Source organism: Amycolatopsis sp. NPDC039088 (assembly GCF_055598845.1).
In genome coordinates, this window is record NZ_JBVKAE010000074.1 from 1 (window position 1) to 17,139 (window position 17,139).

Genomic DNA, 17,139 nt, shown 5'->3' on the forward strand with positions numbered 1-17,139 from the left:
TGAAGGAATTGGGACATTCAACGTCCCAATTCCTTCATAGACGTCGGCCTGCGCCATGACCAAGAGGTCCCCGACCTGCAGCATCCCGACTTTGCCGCTTCCCTACCTTGAGAGTAGGGAAGGAGGCCTTCACGGACTTTCGCGAGCCGGAGACATCACGGCAACCCCGATAAGGGCGGCTTTTCGGGCAATGTCGGGACCGGAGTCCCATGCGCCCGGGACACCTCACCCGGCAGGGTGAGTAGTGCGAGGGGTGGGGCCCTCGCACCGCTCGAGGGGAATGGGAATCACATGTTCGAACCGAACAGGACACCGGTGGTCGTCCGCGCCACCGATCCGATCCTGCACAACGGCGTCTGCATGACGCTGCGCTCCCGTGACGACGTCTGGCTGGTGGACGGGGAGACCGCCGACCCGAGCATGGTGGCCCTCCTGGTCACCGACCGCCTCGACGAGGCGATGACGCAACTGCTGTCCGCGCTGCACCACCAGGGGTTCACCCGCATCGTGCTCATCGCGGGTGAAGTCGACGACAACGAGATCCTCGGCGCCATCGAGCACGGCGTCTGCGCGGTCGCCCGCCGCTCGGAGGCCGGCGCCGACATGCTGGTCCGGCTGATCAAGGCGGCCGCCGCCGGGGAAGGCGCGCTCCCGCCCGACCTCCTCGGCAGGCTCCTGCACCGGGTCTCCCGGTTGCAACGTCAGGTCCTGCAGCCGCGTGGCCTGCACCTCGGCGGCATGAGCAACCGGGAGACCGAGGTGCTCAAGCTGGTCGCGTCGGGGTTCTCGACGCAGGAGATCGCGGACCAGCTCTGCTACTCGCAGCGCACGGTGAAGAGCATCCTGCACGACGTGACCAACCGGTTCCAGCTCCGGAACCGTTCGCACGCGGTGGCTTACGCACTGCGTGAGGGATTGATCTGACGCCGTGATCACCCAGGTCGACGAGGCCTTGTGCCTCCTCATCGCACCTCATCTGCCGGAGGGGACGGTGGTCCGGCTGGATCCGCCGAAACCCACCTGGCAGACGGAGACGGAGGTATCGAGCGTCGACCTGTTCCTCTTCGCCCTGCACGGCGCCGGTCCCGGAAACGGCGCCGTGCGGGCGAAGCGGTGTGAACTGTCGTATCTGGTCACCGCGCGGGCCGGCAAGGTCCGCGACGAGCACGACCTGCTCGACCGGTCGTTGCTGGTCCTGCTCGGAACCGAGTTCCTCATGGTCGACGCGCGGCCGATGCGGCTGGTGCTGGGGGAAACCGATCCCACCGGACTGTGGGTCAGCCTCGGCCTGCCCGCGCGGGCGGGATTCGTCGTCACGGTCACGGCGGAGTACCGGGATTGAGCACCGACGCCCGCCGCAGGACCACTCCGCCGATGGAAGCCAGCGGTGCGCCGAAGAACTCGCACCATTCGGCGGCGGTGGCGGGCGGGCCGCACTCGCCTGCGCGGCGCGCCCAGCCGGCCCGGACTTCGAGGCGGTAGCCGAGCATCCCGGTCAAAGTCAGTCCGTTCCGGCTGGCGCCGACGCCGCAGGTGCCGCGGTAAACCCAACGGTCCGTTGGCTGGAACACGGCCGTCTCCTGGACGAACCGGTGTCCCGCCGCTCCGGTGACGGTCGCGACCTGGGTGTCGATCCCGCTGACGAACAGCCCCTTCGAGAGCAGGTCCAGGGCTTCGGCCTCCACCCGCTCCACCACACCGGGCGGACGGCGGCAGGCGTACAGGTCGCCGTCGAAGGACAACCGCACGGAAACCGCCACTTTGCCGATCTCCACGGTGGCCGCGGCCACCGGATTCACCGGTGGGCGGTAGCGGAACGCCGTCGCATGCACTCCCCCGACGTTAGGTCGGCGCGCCTCCACGGCATCGCCCAATCGGGAGGTCCTTCGGGTGGACTTACCGAGGGACCCGCTCAGCGGGCCAACGCACTTCGGCCACATCGCCGGGGCGGGGGACCTTCAGGAAGAGGCTGAACACCACGGGTTGTTTGCTCGACAGCTCCAGCCGTCCGCCGTCGGCCTCGACGAGCGCGCGGGCGAGCGCGAGCCCGACCCCGGTCGAGCCGCCGCCGGAGAACCCGCGTTCGAAGATGTGCGGAGCCAGCTCGTCGGGCACCCCCGACCCGGTGTCGGCGACCTCGATGACCACCGTGCCGTCCGTGTCACCGCGGCGGGCGGCGAGCGTGACCGTTCCCGCCCCGTGGCGCAGGGCGTTGTCGAGCAGTACGCCGACGACCTCGCGCAACCGGCCGGGAGTGGCCCTGGCCCTCAACCCGTCGGTGACGCGGATCCGCAGATGCCTGCCTTCGGCGCGAAGCAGCTGTCGCCATTCCTCGGAAACCTCGGGCAGCACTTCCGGCAGATTCACCGGTTCCGCGCCGACCTCGCTGGCGGCACGCGCCGCCGCCAGCAGTTCGTCGAGTGCGTCGGCCAGCCTGTCGGCCTGCTCTTGCGCCGCCTTCGCCTCGTCGACGACGTCCTGGTCGGGATGGACGGTGAGCGGTTCGAGCCGCAGCTGCAACGCGGTCAACCGGCTCCGCAGCTGGTGGGAAACGTCGCCGACGAGCTGGCGTTCCCGCTGGACGAGCTGCGCCAGCGCCGAACCGGACGCGTCGAGTGCTTCGGCGACCATGTCGAGTTCGCCGACGCCGTAGCGTTTCGGATCCGGCCGGAAATCGCCGCCACCGAGTTTGACCGCGCGATCGGCGACATGCCTCAGCGGTTTCGCGAGCCGTCGCGCGGTCACGGTCGCGACCACCGTGCCGGTGCCCACCGACAGGACGACCAGCAGCACCACGAGCAGGGTCACCTGCGTCTGCCGGGTGCGCATCGGCCCGGCGGGCACGGACAGCTCGACCTCGCCGTGCAGCGCGATCGGCACCTTCTCGGAAACCACGTCGCCACCGGGGTCTGAGCCGTAGCGCTTCTCGATCTGCCCCTCCGCGCGGACGGTCAGCAGCCCGCCCTGCGGGACGGCCACCCGGACCTGGTCGAGGTCGATCGGCTGGCCGTTGGCGATCTCGTTGTCGAGGGTGGCCGCGATGCCGCGCGCCGCGGACGCGAGGTTCTCCCGGTTGAGGTTCTCGACCAGCTGCCAGGCGGTGATTCCGAGCGGGATGCCCAGCACCGCCGCGGTCACCGCGACGGCGAGCAGGATCGCCAGGAGAATGCGGCGGCGCATGCTATTCCGCGTTGAAGCGGAAGCCGACGCCGCGGACGGTGGCGATCCGCCGTTCACCGTCGCCGTTGCCGCCGGGCTTGCCCATCCGGCCTGCCGCCTCGTCCGCGGCGATCGCGAGTTTCCGCCGGAGCCACGACATGTGCATGTCGAGCGTCTTCGACGTCTTCGATTCGAGGTCGTTCCACACCTCGGCGAGGATCTCGTCGCGGCTGACGACCTGACCGGCCCGGCTCATCAGCACCCGCAGCAGCTCGAACTCCTTGTTCGCCAGCTGCACCTCGTGCAGGTCCACGGTGACCATCCGGGCACCGAGGTCCATCCGCACTCCCCCGGCTTCGAGCACCTCGGGTGCCCGGCGCCGGAGCAGCGCCCGGATACGGGCCAGCAGCTCGGCGAGACGGAACGGCTTCGCGACGTAGTCGTCGGCGCCTGCGTCGAGCCCGACCACGAAGTCGACCTCGTCCGTGCGCGCGGTGAGCATCAGCACCGGCACTTCGGTCCCGCTGGCGCGCAGGCGGCGGCACACCTCGAGACCGTCCATCCCGGGCAGGCCGAGATCGAGCACCAGAAGATCGACCCGGTCGCTCTCGGTCGCGTCGAGGGCGGCGGGCCCGTCACCGACGACACGCACGTCGTATCCCTCCCGCTGGAGTGCGCGGGAAAGCGGATCGGCGATGGCCGGGTCGTCCTCGGCGAGTAGCACCATGCTCACCTGGTCAACTCTACGGCTGCCCGGCGTGAAAGCATCGTGACCGTGCCCGGCTACGAGAATGATCTGGAACTCGCCACCCGGCTGGCCGACGCCGCCGACGCCATCACGACCGACCGGTTCCGCGCGCTGGACCTGGCCGTGGAACGCAAACCCGACCGCACACCGGTCACCGACGCGGACACGGCCGTCGAAGACGCCATCCGCGCGATCCTCGCCACAGAACGTCCGGACGACACCGTTCTCGGTGAAGAACGCGGCGGTTCGGCCGCGACCGGCCGGGCCTGGGTGCTCGACCCGATCGACGGGACCAAGAACTTCCTGCGCGGTGTCCCGGTCTGGGCGACACTGATCGCGCTGGTCGAAGACGGTATGCCGGTGGTGGGCCTGATCAGCGCGCCGTTGCTCGGCCGCCGCTGGTGGGCGGCCACCGGGGACGGCGCCTGGATGCGCGACTCCGGCGGTGAACGGCGCCTGTCGGTGTCGAAGGTGGCCTCGCTCGAAGACGCCTATCTGTCCACAACGGACTTGAACTCGTGGGTCGAGTACCACTCACGGGAGAAGTACCTCGACCTGGTCAACGCGTGCTGGGAAAGCCGCGCTTTCGGCGACTTCTGGCACCACTGCCTGGTCGCCGAGGGCGCGCTCGACGTCACCGCGGAATGCATCGTGAACCCGTGGGACGTCGCCGCCGCCCAGGTACTGATCACCGAGGCGGGCGGGCGGTTCACCGACCTTTCCGGTGAGGCGCGCTACGACAACGGCTCGGCCCTGTCGACGAACGGCCTGCTCCACGACGAAGTACTCGCCATCCTTAAGCGCTGACGTCGCGAGGTCAGTGCGCGCCTGGCAGCAGGCCGACCGCGCCGCGTGCGACCTGCGACCAGGCCAGGCGGCCGAAAAGGTAGTGACAGGCGACCTGTTCGGTGGTGAAGCGCGCCCAGTCGTACCGGTTGCCTTGCTCGCGCCAGAAGACTTCCCAGGCGGGCTCGGCGCCCTCTTCCTCGACACGCATGAGACACCAGGCGTTGTCTGTCTCCGCGCCGACCGAGACCACTTCGGGCGGCACGCCCAACGCGGCCAGCCACCGCAGGATCGTCCCCGTGTTCACCGAACCTCCCCCGTGACGTCCGCCAGGAAGCCCAGCGTGACGAGTTCATCCGCGCCCAGCACCGCACGGAAGCGCACCCCGCCGCCTGGCTGGCCGAACCATTCGGCGTTCACCGATCGCCAGACCGGCAGCGGCCGGACGACACGGTAACGCCGATACGCGGTGACCCGGTCCGGCGGCAACGAGCGCATCGAATACAAGGTCGCGTCCTCGGCGAACACCCGGCCGTGCTGATCCCCGAACCGGTCGAGATGGGTGCCGATCTCGAGCATCACCGGCGTCGGCCGGTCGATGCCACCCTCGGGAAAGAGTTCGCCGGGAGGCCACGAGTACCCGGTTTCGTCGGTGAACCGGCGCGCCCAGTCCTCAGGGGACTCGCCGCCCCACGGATCATGTCCCCTCATCAACGCCGGGGGCGGAACGGCGGCCGGAGTCGTCGGCGAACGCCGGAAACCGCCGCTGACATGCGTCAACGCGTCCAGATCGTCCAGCACGCCCGCTTCCGGGTGATCCAGCGGGCCGGAGCCGCCCTCGGGAAGCGGCAGCTGACGCGCGGGTTTGGCCATCGCGACCGGCAGATGCCCGATAGGGAACATATGCACCAGGAAGAGCGCGATCACGCTTTCCCGTTCGGTCCGCAAGGCCCCCATCGGCGGCGGAGCGGCGGGCATCGGCGGCGCGGGCGGAGGGAACGGCACCCGCAACGGCGCGACTGCGGGTGGCCACGGCGAAGGCGCGTACGGAGCCCGTAGGCCCTGCGGCGGCGTCGGTGCGTCGGCGCCTTCGTACTGCACAGGCAACCGGATCGGGCCTGTTCCGGCCTCGCTCGGATCGGTCACCGCACCTCTCCCCCAAGGAATCGATCCCACCGGTGAAGGGGGAGGCAGCGGACAGGACGCGTTAAGACCTTATCGCCGACCGGCGTTCTCGTCGGCGGATACCCGAAAGCGCGTCAGTGGCGGCTTTCCGGCCTCATCCCGCGAGCGCGTTGACCACCCGGGACGGACTCGGCCTGCCCAGCCGCCCGGCCATCCACTTGCTCGTCGACACCAACGCGTCGAGGTCGACACCGGTTTCGACGCCGAGGCCGTCGAGCATCCACACCAGATCCTCGGTCGCGAGGTTCCCCGTGGCCGATTCGGCGTACGGGCAGCCACCCAGCCCACCGGCGGACGAGTCCACTGTGGATACACCGCAGCGGAGGGCGGCCAGCGTGTTCGCGAGCGCCTGCCCGTAGGTGTCGTGGAAATGCACGGCGAGGGCGGTGACGTCGGCGAACTGCCCGATCAGCGCCTCGACCTGGCCCGCGGTGGCGACGCCGATGGTGTCCCCGAGCGAAAGCTGCGAACACCCGAGGTCCAGCAGGCGTTTGCCCACTCCGGCGACCTGCGTGGCCGGGACGGCGCCTTCCCACGGGTCGCCGAAGCACATCGACACGTAGCCGCGCACGTCGAGACCTTCGGCTCGTGCCCGGCTGACGACCGGCTCGAACATCGCGAACTGGTCGTCCACCGTCGAATTGAGGTTCTTCTTGGCGAAGGTCTCGGTGGCGCTGGCGAAGATCGCGATATGCGAGACACCGGCCTCCAGTGCCCGGTCCAGTCCGCGCTCGTTCGGGACGAGCACCGGATAGCGGACCCCTTCACGGCGATCGAGCCCCGACAGGAGCTGCTCGGCGTCGGCCAGCTGCGGCACCCATTTCGGGCTCACGAAACTGGTCGCTTCGAGCGTGGTCAACCCGGCGTCGGCGAGCCTGTCCAGGAACTCGATCTTCACTTCGACCGGAACGATCGACTTCTCGTTCTGCAGGCCGTCGCGCGGGCCGACCTCCCAGATCGTCACCCGCTCCGGCAACGCCGCGGCGGACGGGACGCGATCGGGCAGCCCCAGCTCTCGCGTGCCCATCAACGCCGCCGGTTTCCGCGCGGCGGACGCCCCTGCGGCGGCAAGGGTTCGGTCTGTTGCGGGGCGCCCGGCGCGTAGTCGTCGTACGGGTTGTCGTTGACTTCGCGGTAGATGACCGTGTGCACCCGCTCGACCTTGGGGATGTCGTCGAACTTCAGCGGTTCGTCCGACGCGGACTCGATCACCAGCGTGCCGCAGCCGAACACGCGGTCCAGCAGCCCGTGCTCGAACTGGACGCTGTTGATCCGCGACAGCGGGATGTCGATCCCGGTCCGCTTGAGCACGCCCTCGCGGGCGATCAGCCGATCCGTCGTCACGATGAAGTGCGTCGTGCGCCAGCGGACGAACGGCGCCAGGAACAGCCACACGACGAGACCGAGCCCGACGACGCCGACGGCGATCAGCGAGATCAGGTCCCAGGGGGCCGTCGCGTCCTTCGCCAGGATGCCAAGCCAGATACCCACGCCGAGCGTGACGATCAGCGCGAGGAAGGGGAAGATCAGCATCTTGAAATGCGGGTGACTGTGCACCACGACGTGCTCGTTTTCGCTGAGCAAATCGTCCGGATAGGCCACGACGGACGCTCCCAAAGTGTGTTCGGCGCTGGTGAGCTCACCGTACCGGCGAACGGTCCCGGCGGAAGAGGAGGCGCCGCAAATCGCAGCGCGCCGCGACCCGCCGGGTCAGGCCCCGGCAGGCCGCACGTGGACGACGTCTCCGGCGAACACCGTGTACCGCTCACCACCGGGAACGTCGACCTGGAGCTGGCCGGCGGGATCGATGTCGGCGGCACGGCCGGTCAGCGCCGAGCCGTCGGGCAGCTGGACCTCGACGTCCTGGCCCAGCGTCGCGCAGTGCCGCCGGTAGTCGGTGAGGAGGCCAGCCTCGGCCAGCGACCCGCCCGCGAGCCGCCAGCGGTGTTCGAGTTCGTCGAATCGGGTGAGCAGCCGAGTGGCGATTTCGGCGCGATCGGTCTCGTTCGCCCCGTGCTCGGCCAGCGACGTCGCCGGGAGACCACCGGGCCCGGCCGGGACGTTCTCGCCCAGCGGCAGCACGTTCAGGCCGATGCCGAGGACCACGGTGGTCTCGTCACCGGAGACGGCCTCGGCCAGGATGCCCGCGCATTTGGCGCGCTCCGGCCCGGCGAGGACGTCGTTCGGCCACTTGAGGACGGCGTCGACGCCCAGGCTCGCGGCGACCTCCCGCACCGCGAGCCCCGCGACCACGGAAAGTGAACCCAAATTGGCGAACGGAACCTCGCGCGGACGCAGCAGGACACTGACGTAGAGGCCGGATCCCTTCGGCGAGGACCAGTGCCGGGCGCGGCGGCCGACACCGGCCGTCTGCTCTTCGGCAATCAGCACGGTGCGGTCCTCGACCCCCTTCGCGGCGGCTTCCCGCAGGTCGGCGTTGGTGGACCCGGTGCTCGCCACGACCTGGATCGCGGCATACCGGCCGGACAGCGCGGCACTCAGACGCTCGGCGTCGAGCGCTCCCGTCTCACTCATTTGTCCAGAATATGAGAGTCCCCCTAACGTGCAAGGCGTTCGCTCGTTACGCGGAGGTGGCCTCCAATAGCCTGGACGGCGTGACTGAGCCCGAGCCCGCCTCAAGCGCGCCCGAAACCAGCCAGAAGAACAAGTCGTGGGCGCACGGTGTGGCGATGCGCAGCCTGGTCGCCCTTCCCCTGGTCGCGGGGCTCGCGACGGCGGGCTGGCTGCTCGCGGGCGGCAACGACCCGGCGCCCGCCGACGGGACCCAGCCGGTCCCCGTCCCGGCGGCCAACCAGGACCCGGCCACCGTCGGCGGCGGCGCGGGTCCCTCCGTCCTCGAAGTCAGCGCACCGGTCAAGGCTCAGGAGACGCCGAAGGGCGCCCGGCCGCTGGAAGAGTGGGCCACCAAACTCGCCGGGCCGCTCGACATCCCGGCGAAGTCGCTGATGGGGTACGCCAACGGCGAGCTGGCGTTGCGCGCCGAGCAGCCGAACTGTCACCTTTCCTGGGTCACCCTGGCGGGGGTCGGCGCGGCGAGTTCGAACCACGGGCGCGGCGGCGACAACCCCATGGGCCTGTCTGCACAGCAGTGGAAGAAGCACGGGGCGTCGATCCCCGGGATCGCGAAACCCGCGCTCGGCGACCCCGACTCCGCGTCGGTCGCCGCCGGTCGCGCGCTGTGCGCTTCCGGAGCCGACCTCGGCGGCGGCAACGGCTGGTGGAAGGCGATCGCCGGCTATCAGGGCGGCAAAGGCACCGAGACCGAACTGTTCCGCCAGCGCGTCCTCGGCAACGCCCAGCTCTACGCGACCCTCTCGCTCGACCCGGCGCGAGCCGCCAGCCCCGCGGTGAAAGCGACCCGGTTCGCACTCGGCCAGCTGGGCCTCCCGTACGTGTGGGGCGGCAACGGGCCGGAAGCGGGCGCGGCGGGCTTCGACTGCTCCGGGCTGACGAAGGCGTCCTACGACGAAGCCGGTGTCGGGCTGCCGCGGACCGCGGACAGCCAGTTTCGTGCGCTGCCGCAGGTGCCCGCCGGTCAGGAGCCGAAACTCGGCGATCTCGTGTTCTACGGGAATCCCGCGACGCGGATCCACCACGTCGGGCTCTACCTCGGGAACGGCCTGATGATCAACGCGCCCACCGAGGGGCAGGCGATCCAGATCCACACGTATCACTCGAAGGGCGACGACTACACCGGTGCCGGGCGTCCGGCGGCTTAAGGCTTCGCGGTGCCGGACAAGCTCCGCTTGCTGCGCGCGAGATCCCGAAGGCCGTACAGCGCGAACAAGGGTTTGAGCGGCCAGGCCTCCCCGAGCCGGTAGTCGGCGGCGCGAACCAGGCGTTCGGCGAGATCGGGACGTAGCTGACGCAGGTAAAGGCGCGCCTTCTGCGCATGCAGTGGATTCGACACGATCTTGATCTGGTCCACGTGTTCGAGCAAAGGAAGCACGTTTTCGACGTTCTGCCAGGTGCTTCGCGACTGGTCCTCCAACCGCACCTGCCCGGTGAAGCCACATTCCGCCACCGCGTAATTCGCCAGCAGAGCCGCTTCGGACACCGAAGTCGCGCCACTCCCGCCGGAACAGACCAGCGTAGAGCCGTCCAAAGTGTGGTCGATGGAACGCAGTGCCGCCCGGACCCGCCAGCGGTTCAGCGCGTTGGCGCGGTCGCCGCGGGTGTTCCGGTACCCGAGTACGACGACCGCCTCGGTACGAGCAGGCAGACGTTCGTGCGCCAGAGCCCGGCTGGCCCGCCAGTGCACGAACTCACCCCATGCGGTCAACCAGAAAAGGCCGAGAGCCACCAGCGTTTTCCGTTTCATGGTGCGCGATCTTCCCGGCGACCGGCCAACCATTCGAGCGCGGCCTCCCCGTGGCGGAGGACCGAGATGTGCCCGTCCTCGGGAAACCTGCGCAACTCGGCCGTGGCGCACTGCCGAGCGAGCCACTCCCCGTGCGCGAGCGGGGCGATCCGGTCCGCGCCACCGTGCAGGAGCAGAACCGGCGCTTCGACGTCGGACGGCTGAAATCCCCAGGGCGCGACGTATGCGAGATCGTCGTCGATCAGCCCACCCGGGCCGCCCTCGACAGCGGGACCGACGACTTCGAGGATCCAGGCCCAATCGCCCTTCAAGGCCGCGTGATCCGACGCGGTGAACATCTCGGCGTCGTACTCGGCCGATGCCTCGTATCGCGCCTTTTCCGCTCGTCCGGCCAAGGCGGCGGTCAGCGACTCGACTCCCGCCGCACCCATGCCCGCGAACCAGTCGAGCCCCTCGACGTCGTACGGCGCCATGCTCGCGACACCGACCACCGCCGAGACCCGGCCAGGCAGCAGCGCCGCGCACGCGAGCGCGTGCGGACCGCCGCCGGAGTGCCCGAAGACCGCGAAGCTCTCGATCTCCAGGGCGTCGGCGACCTTCGCGACATCCGACGCCGCCGACGCGACATCTCGACCGGGCCGAGGCGTCGAACCGCCGTAGCCGGGCCGGTCGTAGGAGACCCACCTCAGTTCGAGCCGCTGGGCGGCCGCGAGCAGCGGCACGGGTGGAGCACCGATGTTGGGGGTTCCGTGGTGCCAGAAGACCGCCGAGCCTGTCCCGCCGGTGTCGTACGCGTGCAGAGTGGTCCCGTCCCCCAGGTCCACGTCCAACTCGTTCACCATGTGCCGACCGTACTGGTGCGCCGAACCGTAGTCGGGCACCCTTGACCTTGCCCACCCTCCGAGCACCAGGAGCCGTATGTCGCGCTTTGACGAGATCAAGCACCGGGTGGCCACGACCTTCCAGCGGAACGTGGGCAACCCGCTTCTCCGACGGCTGCCGAATCAGCCGGTCCTCGAGACCACCGGCCGCAAATCCGGGGTGCCCCGGCAGACACCGATCGGTGGCCGCCGGGTGGGCCGCGAGTTCTGGATCGTCTCGGAATTCGGCGAGAAGTCGCAGTACGTCCGCAACATCCAAGCCGATCCGCGCGTCCGGCTCCGGCTCAAAGGCCACTGGCACACCGGCACGGCGCACCTGCTCCCGGACGACGACCCGCGCGCCCGGCTGAAGGCTCTGCCCAAGCTCAACAGCGCCGCCGTGCAGGCGATCGGCACCCAGCTTCTCACCATCCGGGTCGACCTCGACGACTGACCGGAACCGGGCATCCGGAATTTCACCTTTGCCTTGACGCCAAGGGCAAGGTTTACGCTCGGAACCATGCGGATCGGCGAACTCGCCGCGCGTACCGGAACCACCACCCGCGCGCTGCGTTTCTATGAGTCACAGGGGCTTCTCGACGCACGGCGCGCGTCGAACGGCTACCGGGAGTACGACGAAGACGACTACCGCCTGGTCAACGAGATCCTGACGCTGCAAGCGGTCGGGCTGAGCCTCGAAGACACCAGGCCGTTCGTCGAGTGTCTGCGCGCCGGTCACGAGACCGGCGACTCGTGCGCCGATTCGATCGAGGTCTACCAACGCAAACTCGCCGAGGTGGACGCCTGCCTGGCCAAGCTCAACGACGTCCGGGACAGCCTGCTGGCCAAATTGGCGGGCGCGTTGAAAACACCGCCGGGGCCGTGCGTCGTCATGCCGGAGAACAAGGAGTCCTGAAATGTCGTCCCTTTCCGTCGTCACCGATGAGACCTTCCAAGAACTCGTCCTGGACCAGGACAAGCCCGTCCTGGTGGACTTCTGGGCACAGTGGTGCCCGCCTTGCCACATGATCGCGCCGGTGCTCGCCGAGATCGCCGACGAGCGCGCCGACGCACTGCTCATCCGCAAGCTCAACTCCGACGAAAACCCGCTGACGGCAAGGAATTACCAGGTGATGTCCCTGCCGACGCTGATTCTCTTCCGCGACGGCGGTCCGGTGTGGACGACCGTCGGTGCCCGCCCGAAGGCTCGGCTGCTGAGCGATCTGGACGCCGTTCTGCAGACGACCCGCGTCTGACCCGGCGACTTCGCGGTCCGTAAATGTGTTGCGCGCGGAGCGATCGGTTCGCATCCTTCAGCACATGACTTCGACCATCGCCTTCCTGTCCTCGCCCTCCGTCGTCCGACGGGTGCGGGTGCGGCAGCAGGCCGGTCCCGGTCGGAGGCCGACACCAGCCCGACCGTGAGCGCCGCGCTCGTCGCGGGCCTGCTCGCCGGTTATGGCATCGCCATTCCGGTGGGCGCGGTCGGGACCTATCTGGTGGTGCTGACGGCCCGGACAGGACTCAAGATCGGCGCGTACGCCGCGCTTGGGGTCGCGACAGCCGACGGCCTCTACGCCTTCATCGCGGTACTCGGCGGCAGCCGGCTCATTCCGGTCATCCAACCGATCGCCGTGCCGTTGCGCTGGGTTTCGGTGGCGGTGTTGCTCGGGCTGGCCGTCCACATCGGAATCACCGGGATCCGGAATTTCCGCGCCTCCGCGATATCCGAGGTGACCCAGCCGGTGGCGATCGGACCGCTGAGGGCTTTCGTGAGCCTGCTCGGGATCACGCTGCTGAACCCGGCCACGGTGGTCTATTTCGCGGCGCTCGTGCTCGGCAGCGAGGACATGGCCGCGGCGACCGGCACGGAGCACGTGGTCTTCGTGCTCGCGGCGTTCGTGGCCTCGGCCAGCTGGCAGCTGTTCCTCGCGGGCGGCGGGGCGGTCCTCGGCAAGGCGTTGACCGGACGTCGTGGACGGCTGGTCACCGCGCTCGCCTCCAGCGTGCTGATCGCCGCGCTCGGCATCCGCCTGTTGTGGTGAAAACGCCCGGGAATCGAGGACCGTGGTTGTCCGCATTGGTTGCCAGTCTGTGCTCATGACAGAAGCCACGGAACGCGCCGCCGCCCTCCACTCCTACCTCGCCTACCGCGACGCTCCGAAGGCGCTTCGCTGGCTCGAAAGCGCCTTCGGCTTCGAAACCGTCGCGGAGTACGCCGACGACAAGGGTCTGATCCAGCATGCGGAACTGCGGCTCGGCGGGGTCGGCATCATCGTGTTCAGCGCGGAGGAGGACTACGACCGCCCGGCACGCAAGGGCGAGACCGTCGGCCACGGGCTCTACATCAGCCTTCCGACACAAGAGGCCGTGAACGCCGTCTTCGCCTCCGCCATCGAAGCCGGCGCGGCCACCGTTTGGGAGCCGACGGATACCGAATGGGGTAACTACCGCTTCCGCGTCGACGATCTCGAAGGGTACGAGTGGACTTTCGGCACGTACGTTCCCGGACTGCCGCAGGCCGACTGGAGCTAAAGCAAGCGGCTGAACCACTCGCGGGTGCGGCGGAGCAGATCCAGTTGATGCTCCCGCCCACGGATTTGGTGCCCTTCGCCCGGATAAACGACAAGGTCGTGTTCGACGCCGAAGTGGCGTAGCGCGCGGTGGAAGAATTCCGCCTGGGACAACGGGACGTTCGTGTCGTCCGCGCCGTGCACGATCAGCACAGGGGTCTCGATCTTCGACGCGTAGGAGATCGGGCTGAGCTGATCGTGCCGGTGCGGTCCTGTCCCTTCCCAGCCGAAACTTCCGCCGAGCGCCGCTTCGAGGGGGCCGAGTTCGCCGATGGCGGCGAGCATCCCCCAGTCACAGATCCCGGCACCCATCAAGGCCGCCTTGAACCGGTTGGTCTGCCCGACGGCCCACGCCGTCAGGAAGCCGCCGTGGCTCCAGCCCACGATCCCCAGCCGCTCCGGATCGGCCACCCCCTCGGCGACGAGGAGGTCGATCCCGGTCTCGAGATCGCTCCACTCCTCCTGGCCGACCCGTCCAGCGACGGCGGTGGCGAACGCGTGTCCATGACCTTGTCCGCCACGAGGATTCGGCAGGAAGACGGCGTGCCCGGCCAAGGCCAGCCATTGCGCGGACGGATACCAGTTGAGCATGAACCGGTCCGCGTAGCGGTCGTACGGTCCACCGTGTGGCGCCACTATCAGGGAGAAGGGACCGTCGTCTCGGCTCTTTCCCGGCGGGAGGACCAGCAGGCCGTCCAGCGCCAGCCCGTCGGATGCCTTGTAGGACAAGCGTTCCTGAGTCCCCCACGCGAAGCCGGCGAACTCCGGCGCGGTATCGCTCACTCGCGTCAGCGACCCACTCACTGGTCCACAATGGACATCTTTCGGCCGGTACGCGGTACTCAGCACGGTGGCCACGATCTCGCCGTTCGAGGTCAGCGCGTCCGCTTGCCCACGCCAGAACGACACTTCGCCGGATCCGAGCCGGTGGAGCGCCGTGTCGAGACCGTCGGCGACAAGTACCAGCGGGGGGCCGGAATCGACCTGCGCGAGCCTGATCGGGCAGGTCGATTCCGGGGTCAGGTTCCGGTGTTCCCCGGTTTCCACTGGAACATCGAAGACCGCCAAGCCGCCGACCATCTCCGGCGTCGCGAGATACGCGACGTGCCAGCCGTCGTGATCCCGCCACCAAACCGGGCTGATGGCTTCGACCGCCGTCTTGCCGAGGTCACGCCTCTCACCCGTTTCCGGATCCAGCAAGGAAAGCCGGGGTTCGAGACCGCCGGGGTCGAGTTCGGGGGTCGGCCAGGTGAGGACGGCGAGCGCACCGTCGTCGGGGCGGCGGGCGACGTCGACCACGTGGTCTTCGGTGAGCGTCCTGACCTCGCCGGTCCGCAGATCGTAAGTCCGGAGCCGGGCCGGATGAAGGCTTTCGCTCCAGACCCACGGGGCCAGGGCCGGTGTCTCGTCCTCGGCGACGAACACGATCCGTTCACGCATCGGAAGGAACTTGGTGATCGCGCTTCCCCAAGCGATCAGCGGATCCGGCACGCCCTCGGCGTAAAGACGGCCGTCTCGAAGGAAATAGAGCGTCGCGGAGTCCGGCGACCATCTCGGCGAAGTGCCTTCGGTCAGCTTGCGAGGCTTTTCACCACCGTCCACGGCGGCGAGCCAGATTTCCGGGGTGCCCGCCGTGACGGTCGTGACCTGGTAGGCGATCCGGCGTCCGTCCGGAGAAAGCGCGGGTTCCGAAGGGACATGGCTGTCGACGATCAACTCAGCGGTCAGCATGTCCCCATACTGTCGGAAAAACTAGGCCGACAACGCCTTGCCCAGCGAGTCGAGCCAGGTGCCCGTCCCCTCCTCCCGCCAGCTCGGCTCTTCGTGTCCGTCAAGGAAAGTGCCCTGTTCGATCAACGTCAGCCGGGTGCCCTCGTTTTCGGCCTCGAGCAGGATCGTCGTGACGGACACCGTCGCCAGAACGTCGTTCGCGGAGAGCGTGCCCGAGTAGACGATCCGCTCGTTCTCGGCGATGTCCTCGTAGCGCGCGTCGAAGACCATCCGCTTCCCGTCGTCGGAAGGGCCGGTGGTGACTTCGCGGCCGCCGACGCGGAAGTCCAGGGAATGGCCGCCGCCGGGCACGGTGAACCAGCCCGCTTTCGCGGCGGGATCGGCCCAGGCCGCGAAGACGCGTTCCGGCGATGCGGGGTAGACGCGTTCGAGGGTGAAAGTGGCGTGTTTGACGGTCATGATCGCTTCCCTTCATCGGAGTTCAGCAAGCCACCAAGGCGATCGAGCCGGTGTTCCCAGCCGGTGCGCTGCCCGCCGAGCCAGTCCTCGGCCATCCGCAGCCCGTCCGGTTCGAGGTGGCAGGTACGCACGCGCCCCGCCTTTTCCGACCGGACGAGCCCGCAGGCTTCGAGCACCTGGAGGTGTTGCATCACCGCGGGCAGCGACATCGACAACGGCTGCGCGAGCTCCCCCACCGAGGCGGGTCCCCGGGTGAGGCGCTCGATCATTTCGCGGCGCGTTCCGTCGGAGAGCGCCTTGAACACCTGATCCATCCGTTGGTTAGGCACATGCTTAACTATCCGTCCACGCCGAGCATTAGTCAAGCAGGCACTTAACTTTCTACTTCTCCGCGATCATGCCTTCGACGAGCAGCCACTGGGACGCGAGATACGAGGTCAGCACGAACGTCTCGAGATTGGCCCGCACGCGCTCGCTGGTGACGAAGTTGCGACGGATCAGGATCGCCAGGTCGGACGCGGAGAACAGCAGCGCACCGGCGGCGAGCCAGGTCCGGCGGTCAGCCGACGGGACGACCATCCCACCCGACACGCGAGCCTTCGGCGCGAGCACCGGATCGGCCGCGAGGGTCGACGTCGTGCTCAGCAGACCTCCGTAGACCGAGAGCACCGACGACACTGGTGACGGCTTCGGGAACGTCATCGCGACGGCGGCCGCCGCCCACGCCCCGAGCCGGGGTGACGCCGTGGCCGCACGCGGACGCGCGCCGCGACGCCACAAGAACGCGGAGTACAGCACCTGCATCACGCCGAACGACGTCGCACCCTTGATCAGTTCGCGGTCCTCGTGCGACCTGGCCATGAAGTGGTCGCCCGCGCCGGCCGCGATCAGTGCGGCGACAAGTAAGCCCTTCTCCCCTGGCGTAAGCGTTTGCGCCCGGGCGACGCGAGCGGCGAGCACGGGGACCGCGGCCGGTTTGGCCACCAGTTGCAGCCGCCGATTTCCTGTCCTGGCGGAGTACACCGTGCCGATCGCGGCGGCACCGAACAGCACCCGCTCGGCGAACTTGAGGGCCTTCGCTGTCGTCACTGACCACCTCCGGAACTTATTTCCGGGTAAGTTACCAGCTGGTCAGCATCTCAAGGCGTCTCTTAGAGAGCGTCTGAGAACTCGATTGTGGTGGTTGGCGTGGCGATGTCGGGAATGAGGTGAGCTCCCGGTAGGACTGGTGGTTCTCACACCAAGACCGTCCCTACCAGGAGCTCGTGTATCAGTGTCGCCTATCTGCCGGTGTTT

At 68.7% G+C, this 17,139-nt stretch carries 23 protein-coding genes; 9 read left to right on the forward strand and 14 right to left on the reverse strand.

What is annotated here, in order from left to right:
- Positions 1 to 291 precede the first annotated feature (291 nt).
- Both ACZ7KI_RS42655 and ACZ7KI_RS42660 read left to right on the forward strand, forming a co-directional pair.
- On the forward strand, positions 292 to 924 hold the full coding sequence (locus tag ACZ7KI_RS42655; RefSeq protein ID WP_470278699.1) for a helix-turn-helix transcriptional regulator: 633 nt from the start codon (positions 292 to 294) through the stop codon (positions 922 to 924).
- Positions 925 to 928: 4 nt separating this feature from the next.
- Positions 929 to 1,342, forward strand: coding sequence for a hypothetical protein (locus ACZ7KI_RS42660; protein ID WP_470278700.1), 414 nt, complete (start codon positions 929 to 931; stop codon positions 1,340 to 1,342).
- Here ACZ7KI_RS42660 and ACZ7KI_RS42665 read toward each other — a convergent pair.
- The 3 genes from ACZ7KI_RS42665 to ACZ7KI_RS42675 all read right to left on the reverse strand — a co-directional run bounded on the left by ACZ7KI_RS42665 (position 1,320) and on the right by ACZ7KI_RS42675 (position 3,886).
- Entirely contained in the window at positions 1,320 to 1,832 is a 513-nt protein-coding gene (locus ACZ7KI_RS42665) for a hypothetical protein (protein WP_470278701.1), read from the reverse strand. The two genes, ACZ7KI_RS42660 and ACZ7KI_RS42665, sit on opposite strands and share 23 nt — an antisense overlap.
- A 64-nt stretch (positions 1,833 to 1,896) precedes the next feature.
- Positions 1,897 to 3,180 (reverse strand): ATP-binding protein, encoded by a 1,284-nt coding sequence (locus ACZ7KI_RS42670; protein WP_470278702.1) that lies wholly within the window; start codon positions 3,178 to 3,180, stop codon positions 1,897 to 1,899.
- A 1-nt stretch (position 3,181) separates the two neighbouring features.
- Complete coding sequence (locus ACZ7KI_RS42675; protein WP_465507053.1) at positions 3,182 to 3,886, reverse strand: response regulator transcription factor; 705 nt, start codon at positions 3,884 to 3,886, stop codon at positions 3,182 to 3,184.
- Between the two features lie 42 nt (positions 3,887 to 3,928).
- Here ACZ7KI_RS42675 and hisN point away from each other — a divergent pair, with 42 nt between their 5' ends.
- Positions 3,929 to 4,714 (forward strand): histidinol-phosphatase, encoded by a 786-nt coding sequence (gene hisN / locus ACZ7KI_RS42680; protein WP_470278703.1) that lies wholly within the window; start codon positions 3,929 to 3,931, stop codon positions 4,712 to 4,714.
- Positions 4,715 to 4,724: 10 nt separating this feature from the next.
- Here the strand turns inward: hisN and ACZ7KI_RS42685 are convergent, their stop codons facing one another.
- The 5 genes from ACZ7KI_RS42685 to ACZ7KI_RS42705 all read right to left on the reverse strand — a co-directional run bounded on the left by ACZ7KI_RS42685 (position 4,725) and on the right by ACZ7KI_RS42705 (position 8,413).
- A complete protein-coding gene (locus tag ACZ7KI_RS42685; RefSeq protein ID WP_465463362.1) occupies positions 4,725 to 5,000 on the reverse strand; it encodes a hypothetical protein in 276 nt (91 codons plus the stop codon).
- On the reverse strand, positions 4,997 to 5,839 hold the full coding sequence (locus ACZ7KI_RS42690; protein WP_470278704.1) for a TNT domain-containing protein: 843 nt from the start codon (positions 5,837 to 5,839) through the stop codon (positions 4,997 to 4,999). Before ACZ7KI_RS42690 ends, ACZ7KI_RS42685 begins: the two co-directional genes overlap by 4 nt.
- 133 nt (positions 5,840 to 5,972) lie before the next feature.
- Positions 5,973 to 6,905 carry a hydroxymethylglutaryl-CoA lyase gene (locus ACZ7KI_RS42695; protein WP_470278705.1) on the reverse strand — a complete coding sequence of 311 codons (933 nt, stop codon included), beginning with the start codon at positions 6,903 to 6,905 and terminating at the stop codon, positions 5,973 to 5,975.
- Entirely contained in the window at positions 6,905 to 7,480 is a 576-nt protein-coding gene (locus ACZ7KI_RS42700; RefSeq protein ID WP_470278706.1) for a PH domain-containing protein, read from the reverse strand. The genes ACZ7KI_RS42695 and ACZ7KI_RS42700 overlap by 1 nt, the downstream gene beginning before the upstream one ends.
- Before the next feature lie 108 nt (positions 7,481 to 7,588).
- The gene (locus tag ACZ7KI_RS42705) at positions 7,589 to 8,413 is read right to left on the reverse strand and encodes a biotin--[acetyl-CoA-carboxylase] ligase (protein WP_470278707.1); all 825 of its coding nucleotides are present in this window, start codon (positions 8,411 to 8,413) and stop codon (positions 7,589 to 7,591) included.
- Between the two features lie 80 nt (positions 8,414 to 8,493).
- Here ACZ7KI_RS42705 and ACZ7KI_RS42710 point away from each other — a divergent pair, with 80 nt between their 5' ends.
- A complete protein-coding gene (locus tag ACZ7KI_RS42710) occupies positions 8,494 to 9,618 on the forward strand; it encodes a C40 family peptidase (RefSeq protein ID WP_470278708.1) in 1,125 nt (374 codons plus the stop codon).
- Here the strand turns inward: ACZ7KI_RS42710 and ACZ7KI_RS42715 are convergent.
- Together ACZ7KI_RS42715 and ACZ7KI_RS42720 are read right to left on the reverse strand one after the other, a co-directional pair.
- The gene (locus ACZ7KI_RS42715; RefSeq protein WP_470278709.1) at positions 9,615 to 10,220 is read right to left on the reverse strand and encodes a YdcF family protein; all 606 of its coding nucleotides are present in this window, start codon (positions 10,218 to 10,220) and stop codon (positions 9,615 to 9,617) included. The two genes, ACZ7KI_RS42710 and ACZ7KI_RS42715, sit on opposite strands and share 4 nt — an antisense overlap.
- The gene (locus tag ACZ7KI_RS42720) at positions 10,217 to 11,062 is read right to left on the reverse strand and encodes an alpha/beta fold hydrolase (protein WP_470278710.1); all 846 of its coding nucleotides are present in this window, start codon (positions 11,060 to 11,062) and stop codon (positions 10,217 to 10,219) included. The genes ACZ7KI_RS42715 and ACZ7KI_RS42720 overlap by 4 nt, the downstream gene beginning before the upstream one ends.
- A 76-nt stretch (positions 11,063 to 11,138) precedes the next feature.
- Between ACZ7KI_RS42720 and ACZ7KI_RS42725 the strand changes: the two genes are divergently transcribed.
- From ACZ7KI_RS42725 to ACZ7KI_RS42745, 5 genes are all read left to right on the forward strand, one after another.
- Positions 11,139 to 11,534, forward strand: coding sequence for a nitroreductase/quinone reductase family protein (locus ACZ7KI_RS42725; RefSeq protein WP_470278711.1), 396 nt, complete (start codon positions 11,139 to 11,141; stop codon positions 11,532 to 11,534).
- Positions 11,535 to 11,600: 66 nt separating this feature from the next.
- The gene (locus ACZ7KI_RS42730) at positions 11,601 to 11,996 is read left to right on the forward strand and encodes a MerR family transcriptional regulator (RefSeq protein ID WP_470278712.1); all 396 of its coding nucleotides are present in this window, start codon (positions 11,601 to 11,603) and stop codon (positions 11,994 to 11,996) included.
- 1 nt (position 11,997) lies between these two features.
- Positions 11,998 to 12,336 (forward strand): thioredoxin, encoded by a 339-nt coding sequence (gene trxA, locus ACZ7KI_RS42735; protein ID WP_470278713.1) that lies wholly within the window; start codon positions 11,998 to 12,000, stop codon positions 12,334 to 12,336.
- Positions 12,337 to 12,501: 165 nt separating this feature from the next.
- Positions 12,502 to 13,125: a LysE/ArgO family amino acid transporter gene (locus tag ACZ7KI_RS42740; protein WP_470278714.1), complete on the forward strand. Its 624-nt coding sequence runs from the start codon at positions 12,502 to 12,504 to the stop codon at positions 13,123 to 13,125.
- A gap of 55 nt (positions 13,126 to 13,180) precedes the next feature.
- Positions 13,181 to 13,615, forward strand: a complete 435-nt coding sequence (locus ACZ7KI_RS42745; protein WP_470278715.1) for a VOC family protein — start codon at positions 13,181 to 13,183, stop codon at positions 13,613 to 13,615.
- Here the strand turns inward: ACZ7KI_RS42745 and ACZ7KI_RS42750 are convergent.
- The 4 genes from ACZ7KI_RS42750 to ACZ7KI_RS42765 all read right to left on the reverse strand — a co-directional run bounded on the left by ACZ7KI_RS42750 (position 13,612) and on the right by ACZ7KI_RS42765 (position 16,932).
- Complete coding sequence (locus ACZ7KI_RS42750; RefSeq protein ID WP_470278716.1) at positions 13,612 to 15,384, reverse strand: S9 family peptidase; 1,773 nt, start codon at positions 15,382 to 15,384, stop codon at positions 13,612 to 13,614. The two genes, ACZ7KI_RS42745 and ACZ7KI_RS42750, sit on opposite strands and share 4 nt — an antisense overlap.
- 21 nt (positions 15,385 to 15,405) lie before the next feature.
- On the reverse strand, positions 15,406 to 15,843 hold the full coding sequence (locus ACZ7KI_RS42755) for an SRPBCC domain-containing protein (protein WP_470278717.1): 438 nt from the start codon (positions 15,841 to 15,843) through the stop codon (positions 15,406 to 15,408).
- Positions 15,840 to 16,157, reverse strand: a complete 318-nt coding sequence (locus tag ACZ7KI_RS42760) for an ArsR/SmtB family transcription factor (protein WP_470278719.1) — start codon at positions 16,155 to 16,157, stop codon at positions 15,840 to 15,842. The genes ACZ7KI_RS42755 and ACZ7KI_RS42760 overlap by 4 nt, the downstream gene beginning before the upstream one ends.
- Positions 16,158 to 16,224: 67 nt before the next feature.
- Positions 16,225 to 16,932: a lysoplasmalogenase family protein gene (locus tag ACZ7KI_RS42765; RefSeq protein WP_470278718.1), complete on the reverse strand. Its 708-nt coding sequence runs from the start codon at positions 16,930 to 16,932 to the stop codon at positions 16,225 to 16,227.
- Positions 16,933 to 17,139: the final 207 nt, after the last annotated feature.

Coding starts and splice junctions, on each gene's coding strand:
- ACZ7KI_RS42655 (WP_470278699.1), top strand. CDS start 292: ATGTTCGAACCGAACAGGACACCGGTGGTCGTCCGCGCCACCGATCCG.
- ACZ7KI_RS42670 (WP_470278702.1), bottom strand. CDS start 3,180: ATGCGCCGCCGCATTCTCCTGGCGATCCTGCTCGCCGTCGCGGTGACC.
- ACZ7KI_RS42675 (WP_465507053.1), bottom strand. CDS start 3,886: ATGGTGCTACTCGCCGAGGACGACCCGGCCATCGCCGATCCGCTTTCC.
- ACZ7KI_RS42695 (WP_470278705.1), bottom strand. CDS start 6,905: ATGGGCACGCGAGAGCTGGGGCTGCCCGATCGCGTCCCGTCCGCCGCG.
- ACZ7KI_RS42705 (WP_470278707.1), bottom strand. CDS start 8,413: ATGAGTGAGACGGGAGCGCTCGACGCCGAGCGTCTGAGTGCCGCGCTG.
- ACZ7KI_RS42715 (WP_470278709.1), bottom strand. CDS start 10,220: ATGAAACGGAAAACGCTGGTGGCTCTCGGCCTTTTCTGGTTGACCGCA.
- ACZ7KI_RS42720 (WP_470278710.1), bottom strand. CDS start 11,062: ATGGTGAACGAGTTGGACGTGGACCTGGGGGACGGGACCACTCTGCAC.
- ACZ7KI_RS42725 (WP_470278711.1), top strand. CDS start 11,139: ATGTCGCGCTTTGACGAGATCAAGCACCGGGTGGCCACGACCTTCCAG.
- ACZ7KI_RS42730 (WP_470278712.1), top strand. CDS start 11,601: ATGCGGATCGGCGAACTCGCCGCGCGTACCGGAACCACCACCCGCGCG.
- trxA (WP_470278713.1), top strand. CDS start 11,998: ATGTCGTCCCTTTCCGTCGTCACCGATGAGACCTTCCAAGAACTCGTC.
- ACZ7KI_RS42745 (WP_470278715.1), top strand. CDS start 13,181: ATGACAGAAGCCACGGAACGCGCCGCCGCCCTCCACTCCTACCTCGCC.
- ACZ7KI_RS42750 (WP_470278716.1), bottom strand. CDS start 15,384: ATGCTGACCGCTGAGTTGATCGTCGACAGCCATGTCCCTTCGGAACCC.
- ACZ7KI_RS42755 (WP_470278717.1), bottom strand. CDS start 15,843: ATGACCGTCAAACACGCCACTTTCACCCTCGAACGCGTCTACCCCGCA.
- ACZ7KI_RS42760 (WP_470278719.1), bottom strand. CDS start 16,157: ATGGATCAGGTGTTCAAGGCGCTCTCCGACGGAACGCGCCGCGAAATG.